Below are 25,443 nucleotides of genomic sequence, written 5' to 3' on the forward strand. Positions count from 1 at the left end.
ATCGGCGATGTGTCGCGCGAGTGACCCAAAAGGTTCATCGCGTTGCACGGACGATGCAGAGCGGCTGCCTTCTAGGGTGGTGGGCGGGCATAAGCCAAGGACGAAACATGCTGTCCACAGCGGATTTTTGCCGGCGTGCCAAATATGCAACGTCGGTACTGACTGATCAGATCGTCGCCACCCAGGCGCGGGCGATGGCCAGCCCGGCGGCATCGGCATCCGATCCGTGGCGGGCCATTTCGTCGTCGAGCCGATCGATCCAGTCCGGGTGCCGTTCGGCAATGAGCGATGCGAAGGATGCGCTCCAGTCACGGACCATCGGCCGGTCCGCCTCGAAATGGAACTGGAAGCCATAGACGGCGCGGCCGATGCGAAACGCCTGGTTCTCGGCGACTTCGTTGCCGGCGAGCCGCACGGCATTTTCGGGCAAGACAAAAGTGTCGTCATGCCATTCGAAGATGGGGAAATTTTCGGGCAGCGCGGCGAGCACTGGATCGGCCTTCGCCGCCGGAGTGAGCGAGACCTTGTGCCAGCCGAATTCCGAGGCGCCGCCGATCCGGTTCTCGCCGCCGAAGGCGCGCGCGACCAGTTGGCTGCCAAGGCAGATACCGAGCACGGCGCGATCCTTGCCGGCGAAATCGCGCGTCAGGTCGAGCAGTTCAGGAAAATACGGACAAATCTCGTCGTCCAGCGCATTCTGGGCGCCGCCGAGCACGACCATGGCGTCGTGCGCATCGCTGACCTGCGGCAGCATCTCGCCACAATAGGGCCGGCGCAGATCGATATCGGCGCCCGCCTCGACAAGAGCTGCGCCGATCTGGCCAAGGCCCTCGCTGTCGAAATTCTGGACCACCAGCACCCGCATCGAAAAACCTGCTGACATGAAAACGATGCGACGAGCGATATCATGCCGTGATCATTCCAGCCAAGATGCGTATTCGGAGAGATAGCCAATGCCACTGCAGAATCGGGTCGACCCGTTCGGCGTCATCCACGCGGTGCCGGAACGCGGCCTGTTCATGGGCAATCGCGGCATCATCCATGACCCCGAAACGAAGACGTTGCTGAAAAAGCGCTGGGCACTGCAGGCCTGGATTGTCTGCGTCTGCAAATTCCGCGCTGTGCGGCGCGAGCCGATGGGCCGCAACAGGCAAAGCGACGACCAATCGGGGGGCAAAGCCGGCTGGACCGAATTGTTTTTCCTGGACGAGGTGACCGCGCTCTCGGCCGGGCATCGGCCCTGCTTCTTCTGCCGGCGCGAGCGGGCCAAGGATTTCGTCCGGCGCTTCGGCATAGCCTTCGGCATTGCCGAGCCGCGCGCACCGCAGGTCGACAAGCGGCTGCACAAGGAGCGGCTGGCGTCGGGTGGGCGGACACCGATCGTATCCGCGGAAGAGCTTGCCGGGTTGCCTGACGGCGCCATGGTTGCGGACGGCGGCAACGCTTATGCGATGCGTGGCGGCAAGGCGCTGCGCTGGTCGTTCGCAGGCTATGGTGATCCCGTGGGGCGCGATCAGGTCGGGCTCGGCGGTTTTGCCGACCGTCCAATCCGCCTGCTCACGCCGGCAACCACCGTATCCGTGCTGAGGCAAGGCTACGAACCGGTCTGGCATCCCTCGGCCGAGACTTGACGCCAAGAGCCGGCTCGCCCATTGCTCGGCGATGCGCGCCAATTACAAGATGCAGCGGCTGTTCGTGCCGGACGACCTCGGACCGGATATCGAATTCGAGGCGAGCCCGCAGCAGAGCCACTACCTGATGCATGTGCTGAGGCTCGGCGAAGGCGCCGAACTCCTGTTGTTCAACGGTCGCGACGGCGAATGGTCGGCGGCAGTCGCCGCCAAATCCAAAAAGGCGGTGCGGCTGAAGGTGCTGACCATGCAGCGGCCGCAGCCGCCGCTGCCCGATCTCGTCTACTGCTTTGCGCCGCTAAAGCAGGGTCGGCTCGACTATCTGGTGCAGAAGGCGGTCGAGATGGGCGCCGGCGTCCTGCAGCCGGTCATCACCCAGCACACGCAAGTGGCAAAGCCCGGCATCGAACGGCTGCGCGCCAATGTCGTCGAGGCCGCCGAACAATGCGGCATCCTGGCGGTGCCGGAGGTGCGCGAAACGGAAAAATTCGAGCGCCTGCTGGCCGGCTGGGACAAGCAGCGGCGGTTGATCTTCTGCGACGAGGATGCCTCCACCAACAATCCGCTGCCGGCGCTGCAAGCGGTGCGGGAGAAGAAGTTCGGGCTGCTGGTCGGCCCCGAGGGCGGGTTTTCCGACGAGGAACGAAGGATGCTGCGGGCGCTGCCTTTCGTCACGGCCATTCCGCTCGGGCCGCGCATCCTGCGCGCCGATACGGCTGCGGTGGCGGCACTGGCGGTGATACAGGCAACAATCGGGGACTGGTGATCAATCCGGTTGACCTGCGGCTCAGGATTTTTCGCTTGATCGCCTACTGACATTTCGTCCATCTAGCGCCGGCGGTCGTCCGGCCGCCTGCAGCGCCGCGCGTCCTTTCGGGACGCGCATAGGACGTTGTAGCACTTGGTTTGGCGCATGATCCCCAGCGAAAATCGTTGCCGATTTTCGAATCATGCGTCGGAGGGCTGTTCATGGCGCGCGACACAACCGATTTCCGGCCGATCGAAGGCGTCGACGAGCTTGTCGAGCATCTGGCTGAAGGCAACAAGCCGCGCGACAAATGGCGCATCGGCACCGAACACGAGAAATTCCCGTTCTATGTCGACGGCAATGCGCCGGTGCCCTATGGCGGCGAGCACGGCATCCGCGCCATTCTCGAAGGCATGCAGGAAAAACTCGGCTGGGATCCGATCATGGATGCCGGCCGCATCATCGGCCTGGTCGAGCCGACCGGCCGGGGCGCGATCTCGCTGGAGCCCGGCGGCCAATTCGAACTGTCCGGCGCGCCGCTGGAGACGATCCACCAGACCTGCCGCGAGGGCAATGCGCACCTGGCGCAGGTGCGCGAGATCGCCGAACCGATGGGCATCCGCTTCCTCGGCCTCGGCGGCAGCCCGAAATGGTCGCTGGCCGAGACGCCAAAAATGCCAAAATCGCGCTATGAGATCATGACGCGCTACATGCCCAAGGTCGGCAGCAAAGGCCTCGACATGATGTACCGCACCTGCACCATCCAGGTGAATCTCGACTTCGAGAGCGAGGTCGACATGCGCCGCAAGATGCAGGTGTCGCTGAAGCTGCAGCCGCTGTCGACGGCGCTGTTCGCAAACTCGCCGTTCACCGAGGGCCGGCCCAACGGATTTCAGAGCTGGCGCGGCGACATCTGGCGCGACACCGACAACCAGCGCTCGGGCCTGCTCGACTTCTGCTTCTCGCCCGGTTTCGGCTTCGCCGACTATGTCGAATGGGCGCTCGACGTGCCGATGTACTTCGTCATCCGCGACGGCCACTACCACGACATGACGCACGTCACCTTCCGCCAGTTCATGGCGGGTGCGGCCCGCAACGAGATTTCTGACGGGCTGCCGACGATGGGCGATTGGGCGAACCATTTGTCGACGCTGTTCCCCGACGTGCGACTGAAGCGTTTCCTTGAAATGCGCGGCGCCGATGGCGGGCCATGGCGGCGTATCTGCGCGCTGCCGGCCTTCTGGGTCGGGCTGCTCTATGACGCGGCGGCGCTCGACGCGGCCGAGGCGCTGACCTCGAGCTGGAGCTATGAAGAAGTGCTGGCGATGCGCAACGCCGTGCCGGAACAGGGCATTTCGGCGCCGTTCCGCAACACGACACTGCGCGAGATCGCCCGCGACGTGCTCGTCATCTCGCGCATGGGGCTGAAGAACCGCGGCCGCAAGAACCGCGACGGCTATGACGAAACCTCGTTCCTCAGTACGCTGGACGAAGTCGTCGCGCGCGGCACCACCAGCGCCGAGGAGCTGCTCTCCGCCTATCATACGCGCTGGGGCGGCTCGATCGAGCCGGTGTTCATGGAGTATGCGTATTAGCCTTTTGCACTCGGCTTGGCCGACAGCTCAGGAAAAACGCGCTTTCCGAAAATCGATTCCGATTTTTGGGCCGATGCGATAGGCTCTCTCCTACGAGGATTTCCCGGAGGAGAAAACCAATGCCTTCCTTGTTCGACATTCTGGCGCAGGCGCAAAACGGCAGCGGCATGCAGGCCCTGGCCCAACAATTCGGCCTTTCGCAGCAGCAAGCGCAATCGGCGGTCGAGGCGCTGCTGCCGGCCTTTTCACAGGGGCTGAAGCGCAGCACCTCCGACCCCTACGGGCTCGGCGCGTTCATGACGGCAATGGCCAGCGGCCAGCACGCCAAATATTTCGAGGACGCAGGCCGGGCCTTTTCGCCGCAGGGCGTCGATGAAGGCAACGGCATTCTTGGCCATCTGTTCGGCTCAAAAGACCTGTCCCGCGCCGTTGCCAGCCAGGCAGCGCAGGCTAGCGGCGTCAGCCAGCAGATCTTGCAGCAGATGTTGCCGGTCGTGGCTTCGATGATGATGGGCGGCCTGTTCAAGCAGACCACAAATCAGATGCAGGCAGCAGGCGGATTCGGCGGCGGCAGCAATCCGCTCGGCGAGATCATCGAGCAGATGATGCGGCAGGCCGGCGGCGGCGCGCCGGCACCGCAACAGCGCCAGGCACCACAGCCCGGCCCGATGGACAATCCGTTCGGCAAGATGCTGCAGGACATGTTCGGCGGCGCGCAGCAACCGCAGGGTCAGCCGCAGCAGGCGCCCAATCCCTACGGCGACAATCCGCTCGGCAAAGTGCTGCAGGACATGTTCGGCGGCGGCGCGCAGCAGCCGCAGCGCGAAGCGCCGCAGCCACAGACCAATCCGAGCGGCAGGCCACGCAATCCGTTCGACGATTTGTTCGGCAAGATGTTCGAGGCAGGCGCGCAGCAGCGCGACGATTACCAGAAGGGCGTGGAATCCATCTTCGATCAGTTCAAGCGAGGCATGGACCGGCGCTAAACCGACCAGGCGGTCGCAACCTGATCTTGAGCGCCGCCCAAAGAAAATGCCCGGTCCTTGTGAGAACCGGGCAGTGTGCAGGCGGGCCGGCGGGGAAACCGGCAGGGAGTGGGTGCCTGCGAAATCCTGTAGCGCCGTGCGCCCCAGGGCGCGCCACCAGCGCGATCAGGTCACCTTGCGGGCAATACCCTCGATCGTGTCTGTGCGATCGGCCGCGATGGCGCGAAGCCTCTCGGTTGGATCGCGACCGAACGGCACGTCGATGGCGACGTGGAGATCCGCGCGCGTCAAGCCAATGTCGGCAAGTTCGGCGTCCGACATCTCGCCAAGGCGATAGAAGGCGCGGCGGTTTTTCCAGGCGCGATAGACGTTGGAGATGGTGTTGACCACGCGCGTCGCAATAGCCGGACGCGACGTGATGCGCGAAGTCTCGGTGGCGAAATCAAACGTAGCCATGTCAGTCTCCTTCATATTCGAACGGACAGGGACGGGCGATCGGCGCTGGCAACAGCGGCCGTCCCGGTCCCGATTCACATGCCGTCATGTGGACAGTCGTAAATTTGCCATCGTTCGATTGATTAATCCAACGAATGTTTCTAATCTTTAGCATCAACACTAATGATGGATTAGACCGATGAAAGCGCCACTCGATCTCGATCAGTTGCAGACCTTCGTCTCGATCGTCGACACCGGCAGCTTCACCCGCGCGGCGGAAGCGGTGCATCGGACCCAGTCGGCGGTGTCCATGCAGATGCGCCGGCTCGAGGAACGGATCGGCAAGCCGCTGTTCGAAAAGGACGGCCGCACCAACAGGCTGACCGAGGAGGGCGACAGGCTGCTCTCCTACGCAAGACGGCTGCTGTTCCTCAATCGGGAAACGCTGGCCGCCTTCGACGACCGGCGGCTCGAAGGCACGATCCGCATCGGCACGCCGGACGACTATGCCGATCGCTTCCTGCCCGAGATCATGGCCCGCTTCGCCCGTTCCAACCCACGTGTCGAACTGACAGTCATCTGCGAGCCGACGCCGGGGCTGGTCGAGCATATCAAGCGCGGCAATCTCGATCTGGCGCTGGTGACGCACAATGACGCGCACGGCCAGTCGGAAGTGGTGCGGCGCGAACCGCTGCTGTGGGTGACTTCGGCCAACCACGCGACGCATGAGCAGGAAGTTCTGCCGATGGCCTTCGGCCGGCCGAACTGCATCTGGCGGCGGGCCGCGGTCGACGTGCTCGACCGGCAGAACCGCGACTACCGCATCCTGTTCACCAGCTTCTCGGCAACCGTCATCACCGCCGCGGTGCTTTCAGGCCTGGCGATCTCGGTGCTGCCGGAATGCGCGCTGCGCCCCGGCATGCGGGTTCTGGGCGACGCCGACGGGTTCGGCGCCCTGCCCGATTGCCGCATCGGCATCATGCGCGGCCAGACGTCGCGTCCGGAGATCGTCGACGCGCTGGCCCGTCACATTTCGGAAAGCCTCGACAATATTTCCGTGCCGCTCGGCGAAGACACGGGAAGCTTCGACTTCGCAGCCTTTTCGAAGATGAAGCGGGGCAAGCCGAACCAGATCGTGCCGGGCTGGTAAGGATCAGGCGGAAACTGCTGCCGGCGTGCTGTCCTTGCCAGGCAAAAGGCCGGCCAGGCGCAGCAATTGCGCCGGCTCCAGCGGCAGCGACAGCAGGTGGCCTTGAAACTCTCGGCAGCCCATGGCGACGAGCAGCGCTTTTTGCTCTTCGGTCTCCACGCCTTCCGCGGTGACGCCGACGTCAAGAGCGTCGGCTAGATCGACCAGCGCCCTGACGATCGCCGCCGAACTCTCGTCGCGGCCGAGGAGGTTCACGAAGGAGCGGTCGATCTTGAGCTTGTCGATGGCGTGGCGGCGCAGATAGTTCAACGACGAATAGCCGGTGCCGAAATCGTCGAGCACTATGGCGATCCCCGACTGGCGCAAGGCGGCCAGAGCCGCCCTGGTCGTATCGTTGTTGTCCAACAGCACGCCCTCGGTGATCTCGAGCTGCAGGCGCCCTGGCGCCAATCCGGTCTCGGCGAGAACCGCCGCAAGCTGCTCGGCGAAACCGGCGTCGCGCAGTTGCAGCGGCGACACGTTGACAGCCACCCAAGGCAATTCGGTGCCGACAGCGAAGCGGCAAGCCTCTTGCAGCACCCATTTGCCGAGCTGGCCGATCATGCCACGTTCTTCGGCGATGGCGATGAATTGTGCTGGCGGCAAGCCACCATGGACCTCATGTCCCCACCGGATCAGCGCCTCGGCACCGAGGATCGTGCTGCCGTCCGCGGCAAAGATCGGCTGATACGCCAGCTTGATCCCGGTTCCGCCATTCAGGGCATGGCGAAGCTCGCTCTCAACCTGACGCTTGCGCAACAGGAGGTCGTCCATGTCGCCGGCGAAGACCTGGTAGCGGCCGCGGCCGTTCTTCTTGGCTTCGTAAAGCGCGATATCGGCCTTGCGCAGCAAGTCGTCCGCATCGGCATCCGGACCGGTCGACAATGCTATGCCAATGCTGGCGCTGACAAAAACCTGGTCGTCGGCCAGCTTGAACGGCTCCTGCAGCTTTTGAAGCAGACCCTCCGAAACATCTTCGGCGCCTCGGATGTCGTTAACATCAATCAGGATCATGGCGAACTCATCGCCGCCGAGCCGTGCCACCGTGTCGACCTCCCGGATTGCCTGCTGGAGCCTCGCGGCGGTCTGGCGGACAAGCTCGTCGCCGGCAGGATGGCCAAGCGTGTCGTTGACGTGCTTGAAACGGTCGAGGTCGAGATAGAGCAGTGCCACTTTGGCTGTTTCGTGACTGGCCGTGAGCAAAGCGCGCCGGAGCCGGTCCTCGAACAGCGCCCGGTTGGGAAGGCCGGTGAGCGTATCGTGGAAGGCGAGATACTGCGCCTCGGCCTGACTGGTCTGCAGCGCCGACGATGCACGGCGGAGGCGGCGCAGCAGGAACGCCAGGACACCTGCCGCGAGCAGCGCGCCACCGGTCAGGGCCGGGCCTGCCTCGCGCACCAGTGCGCTGCCGGGCCGCTCCTGATCCCAGCCGGCATAAGCCAGGATGACGCCGCGTGAGTCGACCAGCGGAATGGCAGCCTCGCCGACCGGCTGCGACAACGGCAGCAGGCGGGCGCCCGCCAACAGATATTGCCCGGCGATCTTGGCCAGCAGAGCGTCGGTGATGAAGTCCACCGAGATATGAAGGTATTCGCTGCCGGGCGCCTGGATGACGCGGTCGGAACTCGGCACCAGCGGCATGATGCTGAGGATGGCAGGTTTTCCGTCAAGCTCCACCAGATCCCCTGCGGCCAATTTGACCGGACCGCCGGCCAGGTTTTCTTGCGACGGCTCACGGATCAACCGGCGCACCCTTTCGACGGTGGGCAACAGAACCGGTTCATCCTCGCGGTAACGCGCCGGCGCCAGCACGTTTCCTTCATGCATCGCATGGATCGGACGATCGGCGGCATCCAGTACATAGACCCGGTCATGCCCATAGTAGGAATACATCCAGACGCTGATGTTATCGATCATCCAGTCCACGTTGCCGGCCTTGGCATTGATGACGGAATCGTCCCAGACGGCGATGCTTTCCTGCTCGCGATCCACCGCCGCGATCCGGTCCCGCATGCCGTTGGCGAAAAGGATTTTCTGCCGCTCGAGGGAGGCGCTATCCGCCTGCACAGTGGCGTAAAAGCCGAAGCCGACGACCATGGCCAGCGCGAAAATGGCAAGCGCCATCACCGTCAGCGTGACCTGGAACGTTAGTGGGCTGCGTTGAAGGCGACGGCTCATGCGTCCTGGCCACTCTCTTTTCCGCACAGTCATCAGATCGGGTTAAGATCGGGTTATGACGTCAGCTATGAGCGACGGCCTTGACGCCGGCCAACAACCGCCCCCCAATCGGCCAATGAGCGACGCAGCATCCGAATCACGTACCAACGCCACCGAATACACGGTCAGCGAGATTTCCGGCGCGCTGAAGCGCACGGTCGAGGACGTCTTCGGCAATGTGCGGGTGCGCGGCGAAATATCAGGCTATCGCGGGCCGCACTCCTCCGGCCATGCCTATTTCTGCCTCAAGGACGACCGCGCGCGGCTCGACGCCGTGGTCTGGAAGACCACGATGGGCCGGCTGAAATTCCGCCCCGAGGAAGGCATGGAGGTGATCGCCACCGGCCGGCTCACCACCTATCCCGGAAAGTCCACCTACCAGATCGTCATCGACAATCTGGAGCCGGCCGGCGCCGGGGCGCTGATGGCACTGCTGGAAGAGCGCAAGCGCCGGCTGCAGTCCGAAGGCCTGTTCGATGCCGGCCGCAAACGCTTGCTGCCGTTCATGCCGCGTGTCATCGGCGTCGTCACCTCGCCGACAGGCTCTGTCATCCGCGACATCATCCACCGGATCAAGGACCGGTTTCCGCTGCATGTGCTGGTCTGGCCGGTGCGGGTGCAGGGCGAAACGGCAGGCGCCGAAGTGACCGCCGCCGTCAACGGCTTCAACGCACTGGCGCAGGATGGCGCCATACCGCAGCCCGACCTGCTGATCGTGGCGCGCGGCGGCGGCAGCCTGGAGGACCTTTGGGGGTTCAATGACGAGGCGCTGGCCCGCGCCGTCGCCGCCTCCCGCATTCCGGTGATCTCCGCCGTCGGCCATGAAACGGACTGGACGCTGATCGACCTGGCGGCGGATGTGCGGGCGCCGACACCGACGGGTGCCGCCGAAATCGCCGTGCCCGTGCGCGCCGACCTCGAAGTGACGCTTGCCGGCCTTGGCGCACGGCTCAAGGCCGCGGTGTCGCGCAATTTCGAGCGCAAGCGCCAGGCGGTGCGTGCAGCCGCCCGGGCGCTGCCCTCGCCCGACCAGTTGCTGGCATTGCCGCGCCGGCGTTTCGACGAGGCGACGAGCCGGCTTGGCCGGGCACTGTCCGTCAGCGTCCAGCGCAAGCGAGCCAGGCTTCAGGCGCAGCGGCTGACGCCGGCCACCCTGTCGCGACGCATGAACGAGGCCCGCACGCTGGCCGGCCGCGACCTTGGCCGTGCGCAAGCGGCGTTCTTCGCCATCGTGCGCGAGCGGCGAACGCGATTTTCGCGCACCGCGGCGCGGCTGTCGCCGGCGCCGCTCGCAAGGCGGCAGAAATTGCAGGCAGATGCCCTGGCGGCGCTGTGGCGGCGGCAGGACCGGGTGATTTCGGTGCGGCTCGAGCGCTTGCGCGGGAAACTGACCCAGGCCGACCGGCTGCTGGCGACGCTGTCGCACAAGGCGGTGCTGGCGCGCGGCTTCGCCCTGGTGAAAGACGCCGACGGCGCGGTGATCAAGCAAGCGGCGGAAGTGGTGCCGGGGCTGGCACTTTCGCTGGAGTTCGCCGACGGGACCGCCGATGCGATTGCGACCAGCGGCGCGGCGCGGCCGAAAACAACTGCAAAGCCGGCCGCCAAAGCCAAGGAGCCCGGCAATCAGGGCTCGCTGTTTTGAGTGCCCATGATTTCCGGCAATCCACATCACCAGACGACGCCTTCCGGCAAGCCGCGCGCGCGAGCCTTCGGCCTTCGTTTTGACGGCACGCCCGGACCGTTCAACGCCATCACCGATGTGGCTGGCGTTGCGGTCGGTTATTCGACGCTGATTTCGGGCGAAGGTGCGCTGGTGGTCGGCGAGGGGCCGGTGCGCACCGGCGTGACCGCCATCCTGCCCAGACCGCGCGCCGAGCTGGCCACGCCGGTGTTTGCCGGCATTTTCAGCCAGAACGGCAATGGCGAATTGACCGGCTCGCACATCATCGAGGAAACCGGTGCCTTCAATTTTCCGATCACCATCACCAACACGCATTCCTGCGGCGTTTCACGCGACGGAACGCTGCGCTGGATGCAGCGCGTGCTGCCGGCCGCGCTCGACAGCGGCTGGGGCCTGCCGGTGGCGGCGGAAACCTATGACGGCTTCCTGAACGACATCAATGGCCACCATCTCAGGTTTGAGCATGTCGCCGCGGCCCTCGATGGCGCGACCAGCGGATCGATCGAGGAAGGCAGCGTCGGCGGAGGCACCGGCATGATCGCCTTCGGTTTCAAGGCAGGCTCCGGCACGGCATCGCGCCTCGTCGAATGGCACGGCCGGCACTACACGGTCGGCGCGTTCGTGCAGGCGAATTTCGGCAAGCGGAGCAATTTTACCATTCGCGGCCTGCGCGCCGGGCCCGATCTGGTTGAAACGCCGATCGGTGAAAGCACGCCGCGCGCCGAAAAGAGCTCGATTATCGGGATCGTCGCCACCGATGCGCCGCTGCTGCCGCATCAGATGAAGCGCCTGGCTCGCCGGGCGCCGCTCGGCGTCGCTATGACCGGCGGCTTCGGCTATCATAGCTCGGGCGATATTTTCCTGGCCTTTTCGACCGCCAACCGCGAGGCGGCGCTGGCGCGGCCAAGCCGCATCGCCAGCGCCGATTTTATCCCGGATACCGACATCGACCCGTTCTTCGACGCCGTGATCGGGAGTGTGGAGGAAGCGATCCTCAATGCGCTGGTCGCCAATGACGACATGACCGGGCGCGACGCCAATTTCGTGCCGGCGCTGCCAAAGGCATGGCTCAAGAGCAAATTCGGGGCCAGGCAGGGAAAGTAGAACTGTGTGGCGTGTCACGCGTCGCACAGGTGAATAGATGCCTTTCGCCAGGTCGGCATGTCACTCGCTAAAGCGCGTCGCGTTTGAAGGGATTCATGCGACGCGCTTTAGTTCTTTGTTTTATGCATGTCATTATCCCAAAACCGCTGCGCACTTTTGGGCGACATGCATTAGTCCGAATTCATTTCGTCCTGGTCGGCCTCAGCCGCCTCTTCCAGCCTCGACGCGATAAGTTCCTGAATGTCGCCGACCTCTTCCTGGATATCCTCCAGCGGTATGCCGGCCTCAGCCGCCTTCGCCGCGCATTCCTTGGCGAGGGACTCGGCCTGCTCCTCGATCCTGTCCAGAGAGGACTGGCAGTGGACCTTTTCGCCGATCCACTCCTGCAAGAACTCGATCGCGTGTTCGCTCATGCTGCTGTTCCCTGGCGGCTGCGCCGGTTGGTAATCATAAACGCCGGCATCCCCGAAAAGATGCACGCTCCTATTCCAACCGAGTCGTCGTCACCCGGCAAGCCGATCTTGCCCAAGCTCCACAGGGCTGACGGGCATCGAAGGTTCAAGGAGCACATTCTAAAATTCTGAAGGAGATTCTATTTTCCTGAGGAGACTGGCACCGTTGGTTGGGATCATATCCCGGATCGCGCCATTGTTTCTACTTGCTGTTTTCCGGTATTCCAGTCAATTTGTATGACAAAAGGTGTCACAGTACGTGGCACGTTTGCGGCGCCATTCGCTGCGCGACCCTAGGCTTACGCGGCCAAAGCCGCCGCTATATAGTGACATCCTCAGGCAATGTCGACTCTGCTCACCGTCCTGCTTCTTTCCGCCGCGCCGAGCGTATCTGGATGGCATTTTGTCATCGTCGGGGGCGAGCATTTTCGCCGGAATCGGGCGGGCGCATTGAGATGCTGAGCGGCTAGGCGCGGGATGACTTTTAAGCTGAGTCGAGTAGGGATTCCCAAATCAGAGGAATTTGATTCAACCTGCTGGCTCGGCAGAGGAGGAGATCTGCAGGTGAGTTGGTCGACCTGGAAAGCCGCACGCGGATGCTTCTCATCCGTGATCGTAAGGGCCCTCGACAGAAGGAGGGGAAACAACAAGCGGATTCTGCTGTCCGCTGCATCTGGCTACGACGGATGGGCAATTGTCGAAGGGCAACTATCATTCCGGAGTAACGGCGACGATCGGATTTTTCCTTCAACGGCAAGTAAGTTGGCACAGCTTTTCGCCGGGGGTGCGCCGACCTAAGCATCCAAGACCTTCATTTCCATGACTTGCGTACTGACTGGCTCCAGCAGCGCTTGAACGAGTAGTGAAACGACGGGTGTGACCCAGGGAGCCGCGAGCGTGAGCGAGACGGTTCTCGACCTCGCTTTTCCGCGGCAAAGATTCCAGTCACCGGCGTGAACGCCCGGTTCCGGCAACGGCTCGGGAAAGAATCAGGGGGATCAACCCCCCTGCTTCCATCATCATCAACTCGAGCTCGGTTTCGATCGCGATCAAACCGCGGAAAGAAAGCTCGCTTCCGTCGTTGCGTTCGATTCGGATATGAATTTCAGATCGCGGACGCACAGCGGTCGCGTCGATGAAAATCCGATTGCCAGGCTCGTAGGTAAATCGCCCTGCTGTCGCTTCCTTCGGCAGAATAATGGGCAGGATGCCCATGCCGACGAGATTTGTTCTGTGAATGCGCTCAAAACTAAGCGCAAGGACAGCGTGAACGCCCATCAGCGCGACACCTTTAGCAGCCCAATCGCGCGATGACCCGGTCCCGTAGCGTTCCCCAGCGATGATTATCGTGCTCACCTGTGCGTCCCGATAACGGCACGCGACGTCCCAAAGTGGCGCTATCTCTCCACTCGGGATGTGGATTGTATAGCCCGGAGGCGCCTGCGGCGCGAGATAGTTGAGCGCGTCACGGTTGTCGAACAGGCCGCGCACCATCACTTCCCAATTCCCCCGCCTCGCGGCGAGCACATTAAGATCGTCTGCAGAAACGCTCCGCGCGGTCAGATGTTTACCTGCGATGCTGTCTTGCGCGATTTGTCCAGCCGGCGATACGTGGTCCGTGGTCATGTCGTCGCCCAGAACCAGGAGCGGGTAAGCCTCATACGCTCCCAGGCGATTCGGTTGATTAGCCGATGCAAAAGGCGGGCGGCGGATGTAGGTCGACGAGACGTCCCATGGGAATTGCGGCGAATCAGGTGCGACGAGGTTTGCCCACGCCGCGTTTTGGCTGGCATCGTGAAACGCTTTCCCATAGTCGGTGCTGTCCGCGTTTGCAGCGAGGACAGCGTCGACCTCAGAACGATCCGGCCAGAGGTCACTCAGATAGATCTGGCGGCCGCCATCGCCCTGTCCCACAGGATCGCACGTAATATCGCGCATCACATCGCCTGCGAGCGCATAGGCAACGACCATCGGCGGAGAGGCAAGAAATCCATTCTGCAGGTGTGGGTGAATGCGGCCTGGAAAGTTGCGGTTGCCCGAGAGCACGGCGACGGCGTTAAGGCCGCTCGTTATTGCTGCCTCCATCTCGGGAGGAAGAGGGCCGGAATTGCCAATGCAAGTCGTGCATCCAAAGCCGACGATGCCGAAGCCGACAGCCTCGAAATCCTCAAGTAGTCCGGATCGGGCAAGGTAGCGTTGGGCGGCCGGCGAACCTGGCGCAAGAGATGTTTTCACCCAACACGGTGGCTTCATCCCGAGCTTGCGCGCCTTACGAGCAACCAGTCCAGCGGCGACTAAGAGCGATGGATCGGAGGTATTGGTGCAACTGGTAACGGCGGCGATGGCCACCGCACCCTCGGGAATGCCGGGCGCTGCCAAATAGGGCGGCGCCTTCCCGGCCAACTGCTTGAGGACACGCGGGACATCGCCCGGCCGAACGAGATCTTGCGGCCGGCGCGGCCCAGCGAGAGTGGTATGTATTTGCGATAATTCCAATTGGAGGATGTCGGTGTAGCGAGGGCGAGCCGCGGGGTCGAACCAAAGCATCATCGCCTTGGCAATCGCTTCGACGCGATCGGTCAACTCCTTAGGGCGGCCGGTCGCCGCAAGGTAGCGAACCGTGTTTTCGTCAATGGGGAAATACCCCGTAGAGGCGCCATACTCCGGAGCCATGTTTGCGACAACGGCGCGATCCCCTGCGGTGAGCGTGGAAACGCCCGGGCCGAAAAACTCAACGAACTGCCCAGACACGCCGTAACTGCGAAGCCTGCTTGTGACCGCGAGCGCAAGATCGGTTGACAAAGTGCCGGCCGGTAACCGTCCGCTGAGATATACGCCCAAAACGTCGGGGAGCCTCAAAGTAACCGGCATGCCAAAAATCGCGCTCTCGGCTTCCAGTCCACCTACGCCCCAGGCGAGCACGCCGATGCCGTTTATCATAGGAGTGTGACTGTCGGTGCCCAGCAGAGTGTCAGGCACTGCCCACTCTTCGCCATCGCGCCGCACGACAGCGACGACGCTGGCAAGCTGCTCCAGATTGATCGTGTGCATAATGCCGGTTCCCGGCGGATGAACGCGAAATCCCGATAACGCCTTTGTCGCCCATTTCATCAGCCGGTAGCGTTCTGCGTTTCGCTGGACCTCTTTGGCCATGTTGAAGGGGAACGCATCGGCCGCCGCAAATCGGTCAACGGCTATGCTGTGGTCGACCGAGACATCAACGGGGATGACAGGTGAGAAGGAGGTGGGATCGCCGCCAGACTCCGCAATGGCATCACGCATTGCGGCGATGTCCACCAAAGCGGGCACGCAGGTGGTGTCATGCATGAGCACACGGCTTGGTGCGAAGGGTATTTCATCCTCGCTGCGGCCGGTGCGGAGCCAATCGCGAAAGAGGCCGGCCATTGCGTCCCCTTCCCCAGCATTTCGGAGATTGTTCTCCAAGAGGATCCGTAGAACATAGGGAAGCCTTTCCAGGTCGGGACCAAAAGCCTTGCCGAGATCGAGGATTCTAAATTTTCGCCCCGCAGCCCGAACGATTTGGGTATGCATCTATGCTCCTTGAAATTTTGGCTTTATCATCCTAAAAAGCCAATCAAATGAAATGTCAAGGACAGGGCAATGTCATCATCATGGTCGCCTGCGCACTACCTCACACTCGCCGATCACCGCACGAGGCCCGCGATCGACCTTCTGGCCATGGTCCCCAACCAGGATCCGGCAAAAGTCACTGACCTCGGCTGCGGCCCGGGCAACTTAACGGAACTTCTTGTCGCCCGCTTCCCGGCCGCCACTGTCAGCGGGATGGACCCATCACCCCAGATGATCGAAGCCGCGCGGAAGCGACTCCCCTCGATTGATTTCAGCGTTTCTCGAATTGAGCGTTGGGTGCCTGCTAAGAGACAAGACGTCATCTTCGCCAAATGCCGTTCTGCAGTGGCTCCCGGACCATGGCAGCTTGCTACTCCGTCTCCTCAACGCATTGGAAATGAAAGGAACGCTGGCGACTCAAATGCCGGACAGTTTGAATGAGCCGACCCATCTGTGCATGCGAGAGGTGGCGCGGGACGCCAGATGGTCTCAGCGTCTCGCGAGCGCTGACTCGGAGCGCGCCTCGATTGAGACGGCCCCCGCTTACTTTAGGATGTTGAAAGCGCATTGCCGCCAAGTGGAGGTGTGGCGCACGACCTACCACCATCCTCTTAAACGCGTGGATGGAATTATCGAGTGGTTTAGTAGCACGGGACTCCTGCCCTATCTCTCGCGGCTGGAGCGTGACCAGAAAGAACAGTATCTCGAGGCCTACCGAACCTTGCTGGCGAAGCACTATTCGGTCTTTGATGACGGGACGGTGCTGTTGCCATTCCCGCGCGTCTTCATGATGGCGACGCGATAAGGATTGGCTTTTTTAGAAAGTGTCGTGCAAACTTCTCCGCGAAGCAGCGGGAATCATCTTGGCCGCTGAGCGGATTTCCACGCCGACTACGGCCAATAGCAGTTCGGAGCCCCTTATGCCAGCAAGCGCCTTGGCACGAAACATCGCCAGTCAGATAACGCTGCTAGTCACCACGGGCGAGCTCGCCGCGGGCGCTCATGTGCGAACCCAGCATTTGGCGGACAGGTTCGGCGTGTCACGTTCACCGGTGCGCGAGGCTATGCAGGTTCTCTCAGAGCAGGGATTCCTGGAGCAGAGGGAAAATCGAGGCTTCTTCGTGAAGGATCTTCCCGAGTCGCAAACTGTCGAGCCGGTAAGCGACGAAGCGAAGCCGTTTGAAGTCGAGAACGACTATCAGCGCCTAGCAGAAGATTGGTTGATGGACCGAATCCCTGCCGAAATGACCGAGGGCGCGCTACGCGATCGCTATCAGGTCACCAAGGCGCAGTTGAGCGACATGCTAATGCGCGCTTTGCGTGAGGGCTGGGCGGAGCGCAAGCAGGGCTATGGCTGGCGGTTTTTGCCGGTGGCGAAGACACCGGAGGCATTCGAACAGATATATCGCTTTCGAATGCTCATCGAGCCAGCGGCGATGCTGGAACCAGGATTCATGCTTGATCGCCGCATCATCGACGAGCAACGACGGATCCAAACAAGGATGCTGGAGACCGATATTGCCCGTCTGCCAGCTGAACGGCTCCTTCACAATGGCTCTTTATACCACGAGGAGTTGATCAAGATGTCGAACAACCCGTTCTTTCATCTGTCACTCGTTCGCGTCAATCAGATGCGACGTCTCCTGGAATATCGTTCTCGCGTCGACCGTGATCGCCTCGTGGTTCAATGCCAGGATCATCTTGCAATTCTTGATCTTTTGGAGCGCGGCGAAGTCGCTGAGGCCTCCTACGCGATGCGAAGGCATTTGGGTGGCGCGATGTCGCGCAAGTCACCGATCGCCTGGTCTTGGTCCCATCAGGCACAAGAAAAATCGTAGCGGCTGCATTTTTTGATTGCATTTTCCTGCGTAAAAAGCCAATAAGTTTCCCGAGAGACATTTTGGCGGGACCGTCCCGTCGCGCCTAGGGAGACGCTCCATGAGAATTATGGTCACGCCATGCGACGGCATCGGCCCGGAAATCACAGCTGCGACGATGGAGGTAATGGAGTCCGTCAACCAGGCGTTTGGTCTCGGGCTCGAGTACGACTATGAGGACACCGGCTTCACCAGTCTGGAGAAGTACGGGACGACCCTTCGCGATGAGACACTCGAGCGGGCTCGCGGATACGACGGCATCATCCTGGGTACGCAGTCCCATATGGACTATCCAGCCCGCGACAAGGGCGGTGTGAACGTCTCGGCCGGCTTCCGCGTCAAGCTCGATCTTTATGCAAACGTCCGCCCGGCCCGCGTACGTCCGTTCTTGGATAGCACCGCCAAACAGATGGACCTCGTTATCATGCGAGAGGCAACGGAAGGCTTCTATTCGGATCGAAACATGTTCGCCGGGACAGGGGAGTTCATGCCGACGCCTGATGTAGCGCTGTCGGTCCGCAAGATCACTGCACATGCCTGCGAGCGTATCGCTCGCGCTGGCTTCGAACTGGCGATGAAGCGGGATAAGCACGTAACGGCCGTGCACAAGGCCAATTGTTTCCACCTTACCGATGGCCTGTTCATGACGCAGGTGCGCAAGGTCGCGGCCGAGTTTCCAGAGGTGCGCCTCGACGATTTCATCATCGACGCCATGACAGCGCATCTGGTGCGCAGCCCCTCCCGTTTCGACGTGATCGTTACGACCAACTTCTACGCCGACATCCTTTCCGATCTTGCCAGCGAGCTATCCGGAAGTCTTGGGCTGGCCGGTTCGATCAACGCAAATGCTGAACTCGGTCTTGTCTGCGCGCAGGCGCAGCACGGGTCGGCGCCCGACATCCAGAACCAGAATATCGCCAATCCGACGTCACTCATCCTCTCTGCCGCCATGATGCTCTCCTGGATTGGCGAGAGGCGCGATCTCGCCAATTTCGAAGCGGCGGGGGCTGAGATAGAGCGTGCCGTAGACGAGGTTCTCGCCAATCCGCAAACGCGCACCCGAGATCTCGGTGGCACCACCAATACCGATGCGTTCGGATCAGCTGTTGCGAAAGCGATCAGAGCGACGACAGCGCGCGAAGCGGCGCGCGCCTGACAATGTGCTGAGTGCATTTCTAACACCGTAAAACCAATTCCGCAGTTGTCAGAGGCGCACGAGCGGCTCGGACCAGCGCCCGGAGGAGCATCGTGCACGGGCGAAATCTAGGGAGAAGCAAAATGATGAACTCGAACATCCGATATGCGCGGCAGCTTGCAAGTTTCACCGCTCTTGTCGCAGTGACGCTGCCGCTTTCACCGGTGCTGGCCCAAGACGCGGCTTTGATCGACGCTGCAAAGAAAGAAGGTACAGTGTCGGTGTACACCTCCACCGATGCTGAGCAGTCGCAGAAGCTCCAGGACGCATTTACAAAGAAGTATGGCATTGCAATTGCCTACAATGATGTGGGCACCAATGGCGCCTACAACCAAGTGATCTCGGAAGCCGCGGCTGGCCAGGTAACGGCGGATGTTGTCTGGAGCTCAGCGATGGACTTGCAGATGACGCTGGTCAAGGACGGCTATGCTCAGGAATACGCATCCCCCGAGGCTGCAAACATCCCGGCATGGGCAAACTACAAGAACATTCTCTTTGGCACCACGGTCGAGCCAATCGGCGTAATCTACAATACCAAGGCACTGACTGAAGATCGCCTTCCCAAGACCTATGCCGACATGATCACCTTTTTGAAAAACAATAAGACCGAGTTGCAGGGCAAGGTCGCGACCTTCGATCCGGAGAAGAGCGGTTCGGGATTTTTGCATCATTCAAACGACGCCCGCCAGCGCAAGGATTTCTGGGATTTGGCGAAGGCCATGGGCGATGACGGTGCCAAAATCTACTCGAGCTCCGGCGGTATGAAGGAAACGGTGGTGTCCGGCGAGAACGTGATCGCCATCAATATCATCGGCTCTTATGCCCTTGATTGGGTGAAGGAGAGCCCGAACCTGGGCGTCCATTTCGCAAGCGACTACACACCAGCTTTTTCCCGCTTGGCACTGGTCGCCAACAATGCGCCGCATCCGAATGCTGCCAAGCTATTTGTCGATTTTCTGCTCTCGCAGGAAGGTCAGTCGGCGTTGGCGGAAGGCGGCTTGCCGGCAGTCCGCAAGGACGCCACTGGCGGCCTGAATATTGATACGCTCAGTAAGCGCGTCGGCGGAGGCCTAAAGCCTATTGCCGTCGACGAAGGTCTGCTCGAGTACATGGAGCCGACAAAGCGCGTCCAGTTCCTGAACGACTGGAAGGCCGCGCTCGGACGTTAATGGGACTACGCATTGCAGCGCGACAATGTGCGCGCCGCAATGCTCCCTCGCCCTTAGCCGATAGCGAAAGCCACCGATATGAACGTTCAGACTCAAAATCCCGCCCTCGCCGCGGTCGGAGTGGCGCATGCGCACCACTACCCTGCGAAGATGCCGGTCGTAGGCAACGCACGCCTTTATCGCATTGTCGTCATTGGTCTGTTGGCCTTGGCGGTGCTAACGCCTGTTGGGCTGATCATCTATCAGAGCTTTCTAACCGGCCCGTTTTTCAGCCCGCGGGCTGCTTTGGGGCTGGATGCATATGCCTATGTTTTCACGGACCGGAACTTCTACAAAGCCCTCGGCACAACGGCAGTGTTCGCGTTTGGTATGGTTGCAATCGCTGTTCCGCTAGGCGGTTTGCTGGCGTTCCTGATCACACGGACGGACATTCGATATAAGCGGCTGCTTGAGATCCTCGTCCTGGTGCCGATGTTCATCTCATCGATCGTGCTGGCCTTTGGCTATACTGTTTCGGTCGGGCCAACCGGCTTCCTATCGCTTGCAATGCGCGACCTCATCGGGATCGTTCCGTGGAATATCTACAGCCTTACCGGCATGATCGTGATCGCTGGGCTGAGCCATGTCCCACACGTCCATCTGTATGTGTCTTCAGCGATGAGAAGTCTCCCCTCAGACTTGGAGGAGGCAGCTCGCACCAGCGGAGCAAACATTTGGCAAGTGTCACGTGACGTCACGCTTCCGATGGTTCTGCCATCGATCGTGTTTGCAGCCTCGCTGAATGTTCTGCTCGGCTTTGAAACCTTTGGTATCCCGCTCGTGCTCGGCGATCCAAATGGTATCATGGTACTCACGACCTATATCTACAAACTCACCACGCTGTTTGGGACACCTACCTATCAATTGATGGCTGTGGTGGCCGTAGTGCTCCTGCTCATCACGCTGCCACTTGTCTGGATGCAGCGCCGTCTGCTGCGCAATGCAAGGCGCTATGCCGCACTCGGTGGCAAAGGCTCGCGCGTTGCCACGCTAAAACTGGGTCGCAATGGCCAACTCGTCGCGTTGGGCGTTATCGGCCTGTGGCTGTTCGTCTCCGTGGTTCTGCCGATTGGCGGGATTACCGTCAGAGCGTTCGTCGATGCGTGGGGAGAAGGCGTCAACCTGCTGGATCAGCTCACCCTGGCAAACTTCGCCCGTTTGACTGAAGTGCCAAGCCTCGTCCGCGGCATGATCAACACCGTTATCCTGTCCGTCGTCGGAGGCGCGGTAGCCGTTGGTATCTATCTGCTTGTCGGGCTTGCCGGCCACCGCAATCACGGCTTGTCCAACACGGTGCTCGACTACATTGTCCTCCTGCCCCGCGCCTTGCCTGGTCTGGTGATCGGCCTGGCCTTCTTCTGGGTCTTTCTGTTCGTGCCGTTCCTGACGCCGTTGCGGCCGACGTTGTTCAGCTTGTTCATCGCTTACGTGGTGGTCGGTCTGTCCTATGGACTGCGCTTGCTGCAGGGCACGCTGATCCAGGTCGCGCCGGAGCTGGAGGAGTCGGCGCGCACGACCGGTGCAACGATTGGGCGCACCTGGCGCGACATCGTCATTCCGATCGTCCGACCGGGTCTCGCAGGCGCCTGGGCGTTGATCATGATCATCTTTCTGCGCGAATATGCGACCGGTGTGTATCTGATGGGCGCCGGCACCGAAGTGATCGGCTCGCTGATGGTATCGCTGCTGACCACCGGCGCGATGAACACCATCGCCGCCCTCGCCCTCATCAGCATTGTCTTGACCGGCGCCGGCCTCGCGCTCGCGCTTCGACTGGGAGCACGCATCCATGACTGAACTTGTCGTCAACAACGTCCAAAAATGGTTGGGTGGGCTGCAGATCTTGAAGGGCGCTTCCTTCACCGCCGAGCGCGGCTCGATCGTCGCGCTGCTGGGCGCGTCCGGCAGCGGCAAGACAACGCTGTTGCGTTGCGTTGCCGGGCTGGAACAGCCCGAAATCGGGCGCATCGTCATCGGCGACAAGACTGTGCTCGACGGGGAGCGCAAGATCGCGCTGCCTCCGGAGCAGCGAAACATTGGTCTGGTTTTCCAATCCTACGCCCTGTGGCCGCACCGGACCGTGCGAGAAAATGTGGGCTACGGCCTGAAACTGCGCGGCGTCGCGCCGGCCGAGATCGGCAGGCGCGTGCAGGCGATCCTCGAGCGGCTCGGCCTCGGTCACCTCGCCGACCGATACCCATCGCAATTGTCGGGAGGTCAGCAGCAGCGCGTCGCCATCTGCCGGGCCCTGGTCTATGAGCCTCGCGTGCTGCTTCTCGACGAGCCGCTTTCGAATCTCGACGCGAAACTGCGCGAGGAGGCACGCTACTGGATCCGGAAGCTCATTCTCGACCTCGAGATTTGTGCGATCCTGGTCACCCACGATCAAAGCGAGGCACTTGCCGCGGCCGACAACATCCTGCTGCTGCAGGATGGACGCATCGTGCAGCAGGGGACGCCCCAGGAGATCTATTCAAATCCCAACAGCTTCTATTCCGCGGACTTCCTGGGTGCCAACAACATCATCAAGGGCCGCGTGCAGACCCTCGATGGCGCCAAGGCGACGATCGGCGGCGAAGGTTGGTCACTGCCAGGCGTCGTCCGTGATGCGGCAGGCGTCAGCGGAAATAGTGATGCGACAGCCGTCATCAGGGTCGAGCAGATTTCAGTTTCGGACAAGGCCATGGAAGGGGGCTTCGAGATGGATCTCGATGATTCCATCTATCTCGGCGATCGTTGGGAATACAGGCTGCACCGCGGCGGGTTGATTGCCAAGGCAAATGGCGCACTGCAGATCGCCCCGGGCAAGGTTTGGGCCCGGATTCCTTCCGACGCTGTTTGGGTGTTTCCGGCGCAGAAGTGAGCGCCGTCCGGCGGCTGCCCTCCTCCTGGCGGCCGCCGGTCCTCCCGACATCCTGGAGTTACGCAGTGACCGCACGCCCCCGCATCACCCTCGTTCATGCTACGCCGATCGCGATGGACCCAATTCGCGACGCCATGGCGGCGAATTGGCCTGAAGCCGAGCCGGTCAACATTCTCGAGGACAGTTTGTCACCCGACCGGGCGAAGGTCGACAGCATCAATGACGCACTGACAGATCGGATCGTTTCGCTTACCCGTTATGCGGAATCGATTGGCAGCGCGGCGGTGCTGTTTACCTGTTCGGCGTTTTCTTCGGCGATCGAACTGGCCGCGTCGCTTGCTTCCGTTCCGGTGCTCAAGCCGAACGAAGCCATGTTCGAGGCCGCGATCCGGCAAGGTGGCAGAACCGCGATGCTATACACCTTTCCGCCGGCGCGCGCGGGGATGGAACATGAGTTTCGCGAGGAGGCGGATCGTATCAATCCATCGGCAACATTGACCAGTTTCCTGGTCGAAGGTGCGATCGATGCTGTAAGAGCCGGTGACGTCGCCACTCACAATCGTCTTGTCGCAGAGGCCGCCACAAGGATCGAGGGCTTCGATGCTATCACGCTCGCGCATTTCTCGACGGCGCGTGCAAAATCTGCGGTTGAGGCCAAGACAACAACACCGGTTTTGACAAGTCCTGATGCGGCCGTTGCCAAACTGCGCTCCCTGCTTGGTGTCGGGGCCACCACTTCCCAGCAGGCCGGGAGGTAGTTCGGATGCTGCTTGGTGTCATTGCAGACGACTTCACCGGTGCGAGCGATATCGCCAACACGATCGCCAAAGGCCTACCCGGGCAGGGCGGTTTGCGGACTGCGCAATTTTTGGGCGTTCCGCGGAAGGAAACAACGAGCGACATTGAAGCCGGCGTGATCGCGCTCAAGAGCCGCTCGATCGCGGCTGCGGATGCCGTTGCCCAGTCACTTGAGGCGCTGCATTGGCTGCTCGCCCACGGATGTAGACAGGTTGTCTTCAAATATTGCTCGACCTTTGATTCGACGCCCACCGGCAATATTGGACCAGTGGCCGAGGCACTGGCTGAGGCGCTCGATGCCCATGGCGTCATCGCTTGCCCGGCTTTTCCTGCTGCTGGTCGCACCGTCTACCAGGGCCATCTCTTCGTTCACGACCGGCTCCTCAACGAGTCCGGCTTGCAAAACCATCCCCTCAACCCGATGACCGACCCCGACATTCGGCGCTGGCTGACACGTCAGTCGCGCTATCCCGTCGGATTGGTGACTTGGTCGTCTGTCCGGGCTGGTCCGGCTGAGATTACTGCAAAACTTCGAAAAGCCCATGGGTCTGGCCAGCGCCTGGTGATCGTAGATGCTCTTGGCGATGACGACCTTGTCGCGATCGGAACTGCCGCGGCGAGCGCGAAACTTATTACGGGGGGCTCCGGCGTGGCGATGGGTCTCCCGGCCAACTTCATCGCCGCCGGATTGGCTCGCGGCTCAACTTCGCTCGGCATCGGCGTCGACGGTCCTGAAGCGATCCTGGCTGGCAGCTGCTCAGGCGCGACGCGTGGTCAGGTAGAACGGCACCAGCAAAAGCACCCCACCCTCGCGATCGATGTGGATTCCGTGATGCGGGGGGACACGACCGCCTCCGATCTCGTCAGTTTCGTTCTCGGCAACCACGGCAAGGCGCCACTGGTCTTTTCGTCCGGTTCGCCCGATGAGGTGAGCCGACTGCAAGGCCGGTATGGACGCGACGCGATTGCAGAAACGCTTGATGCGCTTTTCGCCGATACGGCGCGGAAGCTTGTGTCCGCTGGCGTCCGGAGGCTCGTGGTGGCCGGCGGCGAAACCTCCGGAGCCGTCGTTACCGCGCTCGACCTCGGTGCGCTGACCATCGGTCCTGAAATTGATCCGGGCGTGCCCGTTGTCATCTCAACCGGCCAAGCACCGGTTGCAATGGCGCTCAAGTCAGGCAATTTTGGTGCGCCCGACTTCTTCGTAAAAGCTTTGGATAGGATGGCGGGTAGATGACCACTGAAGCGAACATTCGCGAGAACATTGCTCGCCTTTCAAAATCCCTGTTCGACCGAGGCTTCTCGGCGGGTTCGGCCGGGAACATCAGCGCCGCCGTTGAAGATGGATTGCTGATAACACCGACAAATTCGTGCCTGGGTTTTCTGGACCCTGGCCGTATCTCCAAGCTGGACAAAGAGGGCCGCCACATCGCCGGTGACAAGCCATCCAAGGAAGTGTTTTTGCATCGCGCCTTTTACGAAACGCGGCCTGGCACGGGCGCAGTCGTACACCTGCACTCCACATTCGCCACTGCCCTTTCCTGTCTGAGCGACCTTGATCCAAACGACTGTGTGCCGCCGCTGACGCCTTACGTTGTCATGCGCGTCGGCAAGGTCGGCCTCATTCGATACCTGCGCCCTGGCGACGAAGGCCTCGGGCAATTGATCCGAGACTTGGGTGGTGCGTATTCGGCTGTTCTGCTCGCCAACCATGGCCCGGTCGTCGCAGGAAAGGATCTCACGTCTGCCGTTTACGCGGCGGAGGAACTTGAAGAGACAGCCAAATTGCTCGTCCTGACACGCGGCCTGCCGACGACTTTGCTCACGCCCGATCAAGTCACCGAACTCCTCACTGTTTTTGCAAATTATTGAG

General features: G+C 61.7%; 22 protein-coding genes. 17 read left to right on the plus strand and 5 right to left on the minus strand.

The window, feature by feature from the left end; genetic code table 11:
- Positions 1 to 166: 166 nt before the first annotated feature.
- Complete coding sequence (locus BQ8794_RS17055) at positions 167 to 865, minus strand: type 1 glutamine amidotransferase (RefSeq protein WP_077379584.1); 699 nt, start codon at positions 863 to 865, stop codon at positions 167 to 169.
- A gap of 88 nt (positions 866 to 953) precedes the next feature.
- Here BQ8794_RS17055 and BQ8794_RS17060 point away from each other — a divergent pair, with 88 nt between their 5' ends.
- The 4 genes from BQ8794_RS17060 (at position 954) to BQ8794_RS17075 (ending at position 4,960) form a co-directional block, all read left to right on the plus strand.
- The gene (locus tag BQ8794_RS17060) at positions 954 to 1,631 is read left to right on the plus strand and encodes a hypothetical protein (RefSeq protein WP_077379586.1); all 678 of its coding nucleotides are present in this window, start codon (positions 954 to 956) and stop codon (positions 1,629 to 1,631) included.
- Positions 1,632 to 1,662: 31 nt separating this feature from the next.
- A complete protein-coding gene (locus tag BQ8794_RS17065; protein WP_077379588.1) occupies positions 1,663 to 2,397 on the plus strand; it encodes a 16S rRNA (uracil(1498)-N(3))-methyltransferase in 735 nt (244 codons plus the stop codon).
- A gap of 203 nt (positions 2,398 to 2,600) precedes the next feature.
- The gene (locus tag BQ8794_RS17070; protein ID WP_077379754.1) at positions 2,601 to 3,974 is read left to right on the plus strand and encodes a glutamate--cysteine ligase; all 1,374 of its coding nucleotides are present in this window, start codon (positions 2,601 to 2,603) and stop codon (positions 3,972 to 3,974) included.
- A gap of 119 nt (positions 3,975 to 4,093) precedes the next feature.
- Positions 4,094 to 4,960, plus strand: coding sequence for a DUF937 domain-containing protein (locus tag BQ8794_RS17075; protein WP_077379590.1), 867 nt, complete (start codon positions 4,094 to 4,096; stop codon positions 4,958 to 4,960).
- A 165-nt stretch (positions 4,961 to 5,125) separates the two neighbouring features.
- On the opposite strand, the gene BQ8794_RS17080 is transcribed toward BQ8794_RS17075, so the two are convergent.
- Complete coding sequence (locus BQ8794_RS17080) at positions 5,126 to 5,416, minus strand: DUF1127 domain-containing protein (RefSeq protein ID WP_077379756.1); 291 nt, start codon at positions 5,414 to 5,416, stop codon at positions 5,126 to 5,128.
- A gap of 178 nt (positions 5,417 to 5,594) precedes the next feature.
- Between BQ8794_RS17080 and BQ8794_RS17085 the strand changes: the two genes are divergently transcribed.
- Positions 5,595 to 6,545, plus strand: coding sequence for a LysR substrate-binding domain-containing protein (locus BQ8794_RS17085; protein WP_077379592.1), 951 nt, complete (start codon positions 5,595 to 5,597; stop codon positions 6,543 to 6,545).
- A 3-nt stretch (positions 6,546 to 6,548) separates the two neighbouring features.
- Here the strand turns inward: BQ8794_RS17085 and BQ8794_RS17090 are convergent, their stop codons facing one another.
- Positions 6,549 to 8,762: a putative bifunctional diguanylate cyclase/phosphodiesterase gene (locus BQ8794_RS17090; protein ID WP_077379594.1), complete on the minus strand. Its 2,214-nt coding sequence runs from the start codon at positions 8,760 to 8,762 to the stop codon at positions 6,549 to 6,551.
- A gap of 115 nt (positions 8,763 to 8,877) precedes the next feature.
- On the opposite strand from BQ8794_RS17090, the gene xseA reads away from it, so the two are divergent.
- Entirely contained in the window at positions 8,878 to 10,443 is a 1,566-nt protein-coding gene (gene xseA / locus BQ8794_RS17095; protein ID WP_077379596.1) for an exodeoxyribonuclease VII large subunit, read from the plus strand.
- A 9-nt stretch (positions 10,444 to 10,452) separates the two neighbouring features.
- Positions 10,453 to 11,586, plus strand: coding sequence for a DmpA family aminopeptidase (locus BQ8794_RS17100; RefSeq protein ID WP_077379758.1), 1,134 nt, complete (start codon positions 10,453 to 10,455; stop codon positions 11,584 to 11,586).
- A gap of 170 nt (positions 11,587 to 11,756) precedes the next feature.
- Here BQ8794_RS17100 and BQ8794_RS17105 read toward each other — a convergent pair whose 3' ends face one another.
- Both BQ8794_RS17105 and acnA read right to left on the minus strand, forming a co-directional pair.
- Positions 11,757 to 11,999 (minus strand): DUF768 domain-containing protein, encoded by a 243-nt coding sequence (locus BQ8794_RS17105; protein ID WP_077379760.1) that lies wholly within the window; start codon positions 11,997 to 11,999, stop codon positions 11,757 to 11,759.
- Positions 12,000 to 12,983: 984 nt separating this feature from the next.
- Positions 12,984 to 15,590, minus strand: a complete 2,607-nt coding sequence (gene acnA, locus BQ8794_RS17115) for an aconitate hydratase AcnA (protein WP_077379598.1) — start codon at positions 15,588 to 15,590, stop codon at positions 12,984 to 12,986.
- Between the two features lie 147 nt (positions 15,591 to 15,737).
- Between acnA and BQ8794_RS36570 the strand changes: the two genes are divergently transcribed.
- From BQ8794_RS36570 to otnC, 10 genes are all read left to right on the plus strand, one after another.
- Positions 15,738 to 16,070, plus strand: a complete 333-nt coding sequence (locus BQ8794_RS36570; protein ID WP_244555013.1) for a methyltransferase domain-containing protein — start codon at positions 15,738 to 15,740, stop codon at positions 16,068 to 16,070.
- Positions 15,997 to 16,434: a hypothetical protein gene (locus tag BQ8794_RS36575; protein WP_244555015.1), complete on the plus strand. Its 438-nt coding sequence runs from the start codon at positions 15,997 to 15,999 to the stop codon at positions 16,432 to 16,434. The genes BQ8794_RS36570 and BQ8794_RS36575 overlap by 74 nt, the downstream gene beginning before the upstream one ends.
- A 115-nt stretch (positions 16,435 to 16,549) precedes the next feature.
- Positions 16,550 to 17,467, plus strand: coding sequence for a GntR family transcriptional regulator (locus BQ8794_RS17125; protein ID WP_077379599.1), 918 nt, complete (start codon positions 16,550 to 16,552; stop codon positions 17,465 to 17,467).
- 100 nt (positions 17,468 to 17,567) lie between these two features.
- Complete coding sequence (locus BQ8794_RS17130) at positions 17,568 to 18,662, plus strand: isocitrate/isopropylmalate dehydrogenase family protein (protein WP_077379601.1); 1,095 nt, start codon at positions 17,568 to 17,570, stop codon at positions 18,660 to 18,662.
- A gap of 122 nt (positions 18,663 to 18,784) precedes the next feature.
- Complete coding sequence (locus tag BQ8794_RS17135; RefSeq protein ID WP_077379603.1) at positions 18,785 to 19,870, plus strand: ABC transporter substrate-binding protein; 1,086 nt, start codon at positions 18,785 to 18,787, stop codon at positions 19,868 to 19,870.
- Positions 19,871 to 20,020: 150 nt separating this feature from the next.
- On the plus strand, positions 20,021 to 21,706 hold the full coding sequence (locus BQ8794_RS17140; protein ID WP_174654462.1) for an ABC transporter permease: 1,686 nt from the start codon (positions 20,021 to 20,023) through the stop codon (positions 21,704 to 21,706).
- The gene (locus BQ8794_RS17145; protein ID WP_077379606.1) at positions 21,699 to 22,772 is read left to right on the plus strand and encodes an ABC transporter ATP-binding protein; all 1,074 of its coding nucleotides are present in this window, start codon (positions 21,699 to 21,701) and stop codon (positions 22,770 to 22,772) included. Before BQ8794_RS17140 ends, BQ8794_RS17145 begins: the two co-directional genes overlap by 8 nt.
- 65 nt (positions 22,773 to 22,837) lie before the next feature.
- Entirely contained in the window at positions 22,838 to 23,530 is a 693-nt protein-coding gene (locus BQ8794_RS17150) for an aspartate/glutamate racemase family protein (RefSeq protein ID WP_077379762.1), read from the plus strand.
- Positions 23,531 to 23,535: 5 nt separating this feature from the next.
- Positions 23,536 to 24,807: a 3-oxo-tetronate kinase gene (otnK, locus tag BQ8794_RS17155; RefSeq protein WP_077379607.1), complete on the plus strand. Its 1,272-nt coding sequence runs from the start codon at positions 23,536 to 23,538 to the stop codon at positions 24,805 to 24,807.
- On the plus strand, positions 24,804 to 25,442 hold the full coding sequence (otnC, locus tag BQ8794_RS17160) for a 3-oxo-tetronate 4-phosphate decarboxylase (RefSeq protein ID WP_077379609.1): 639 nt from the start codon (positions 24,804 to 24,806) through the stop codon (positions 25,440 to 25,442). The genes otnK and otnC overlap by 4 nt, the downstream gene beginning before the upstream one ends.
- The last annotated feature ends 1 nt before the right edge of the window (position 25,443 follow it).

It is taken from the genome of Mesorhizobium prunaredense, assembly GCF_900156895.1.
Lineage (GTDB): Bacteria > Pseudomonadota > Alphaproteobacteria > Rhizobiales > Rhizobiaceae > Mesorhizobium > Mesorhizobium prunaredense.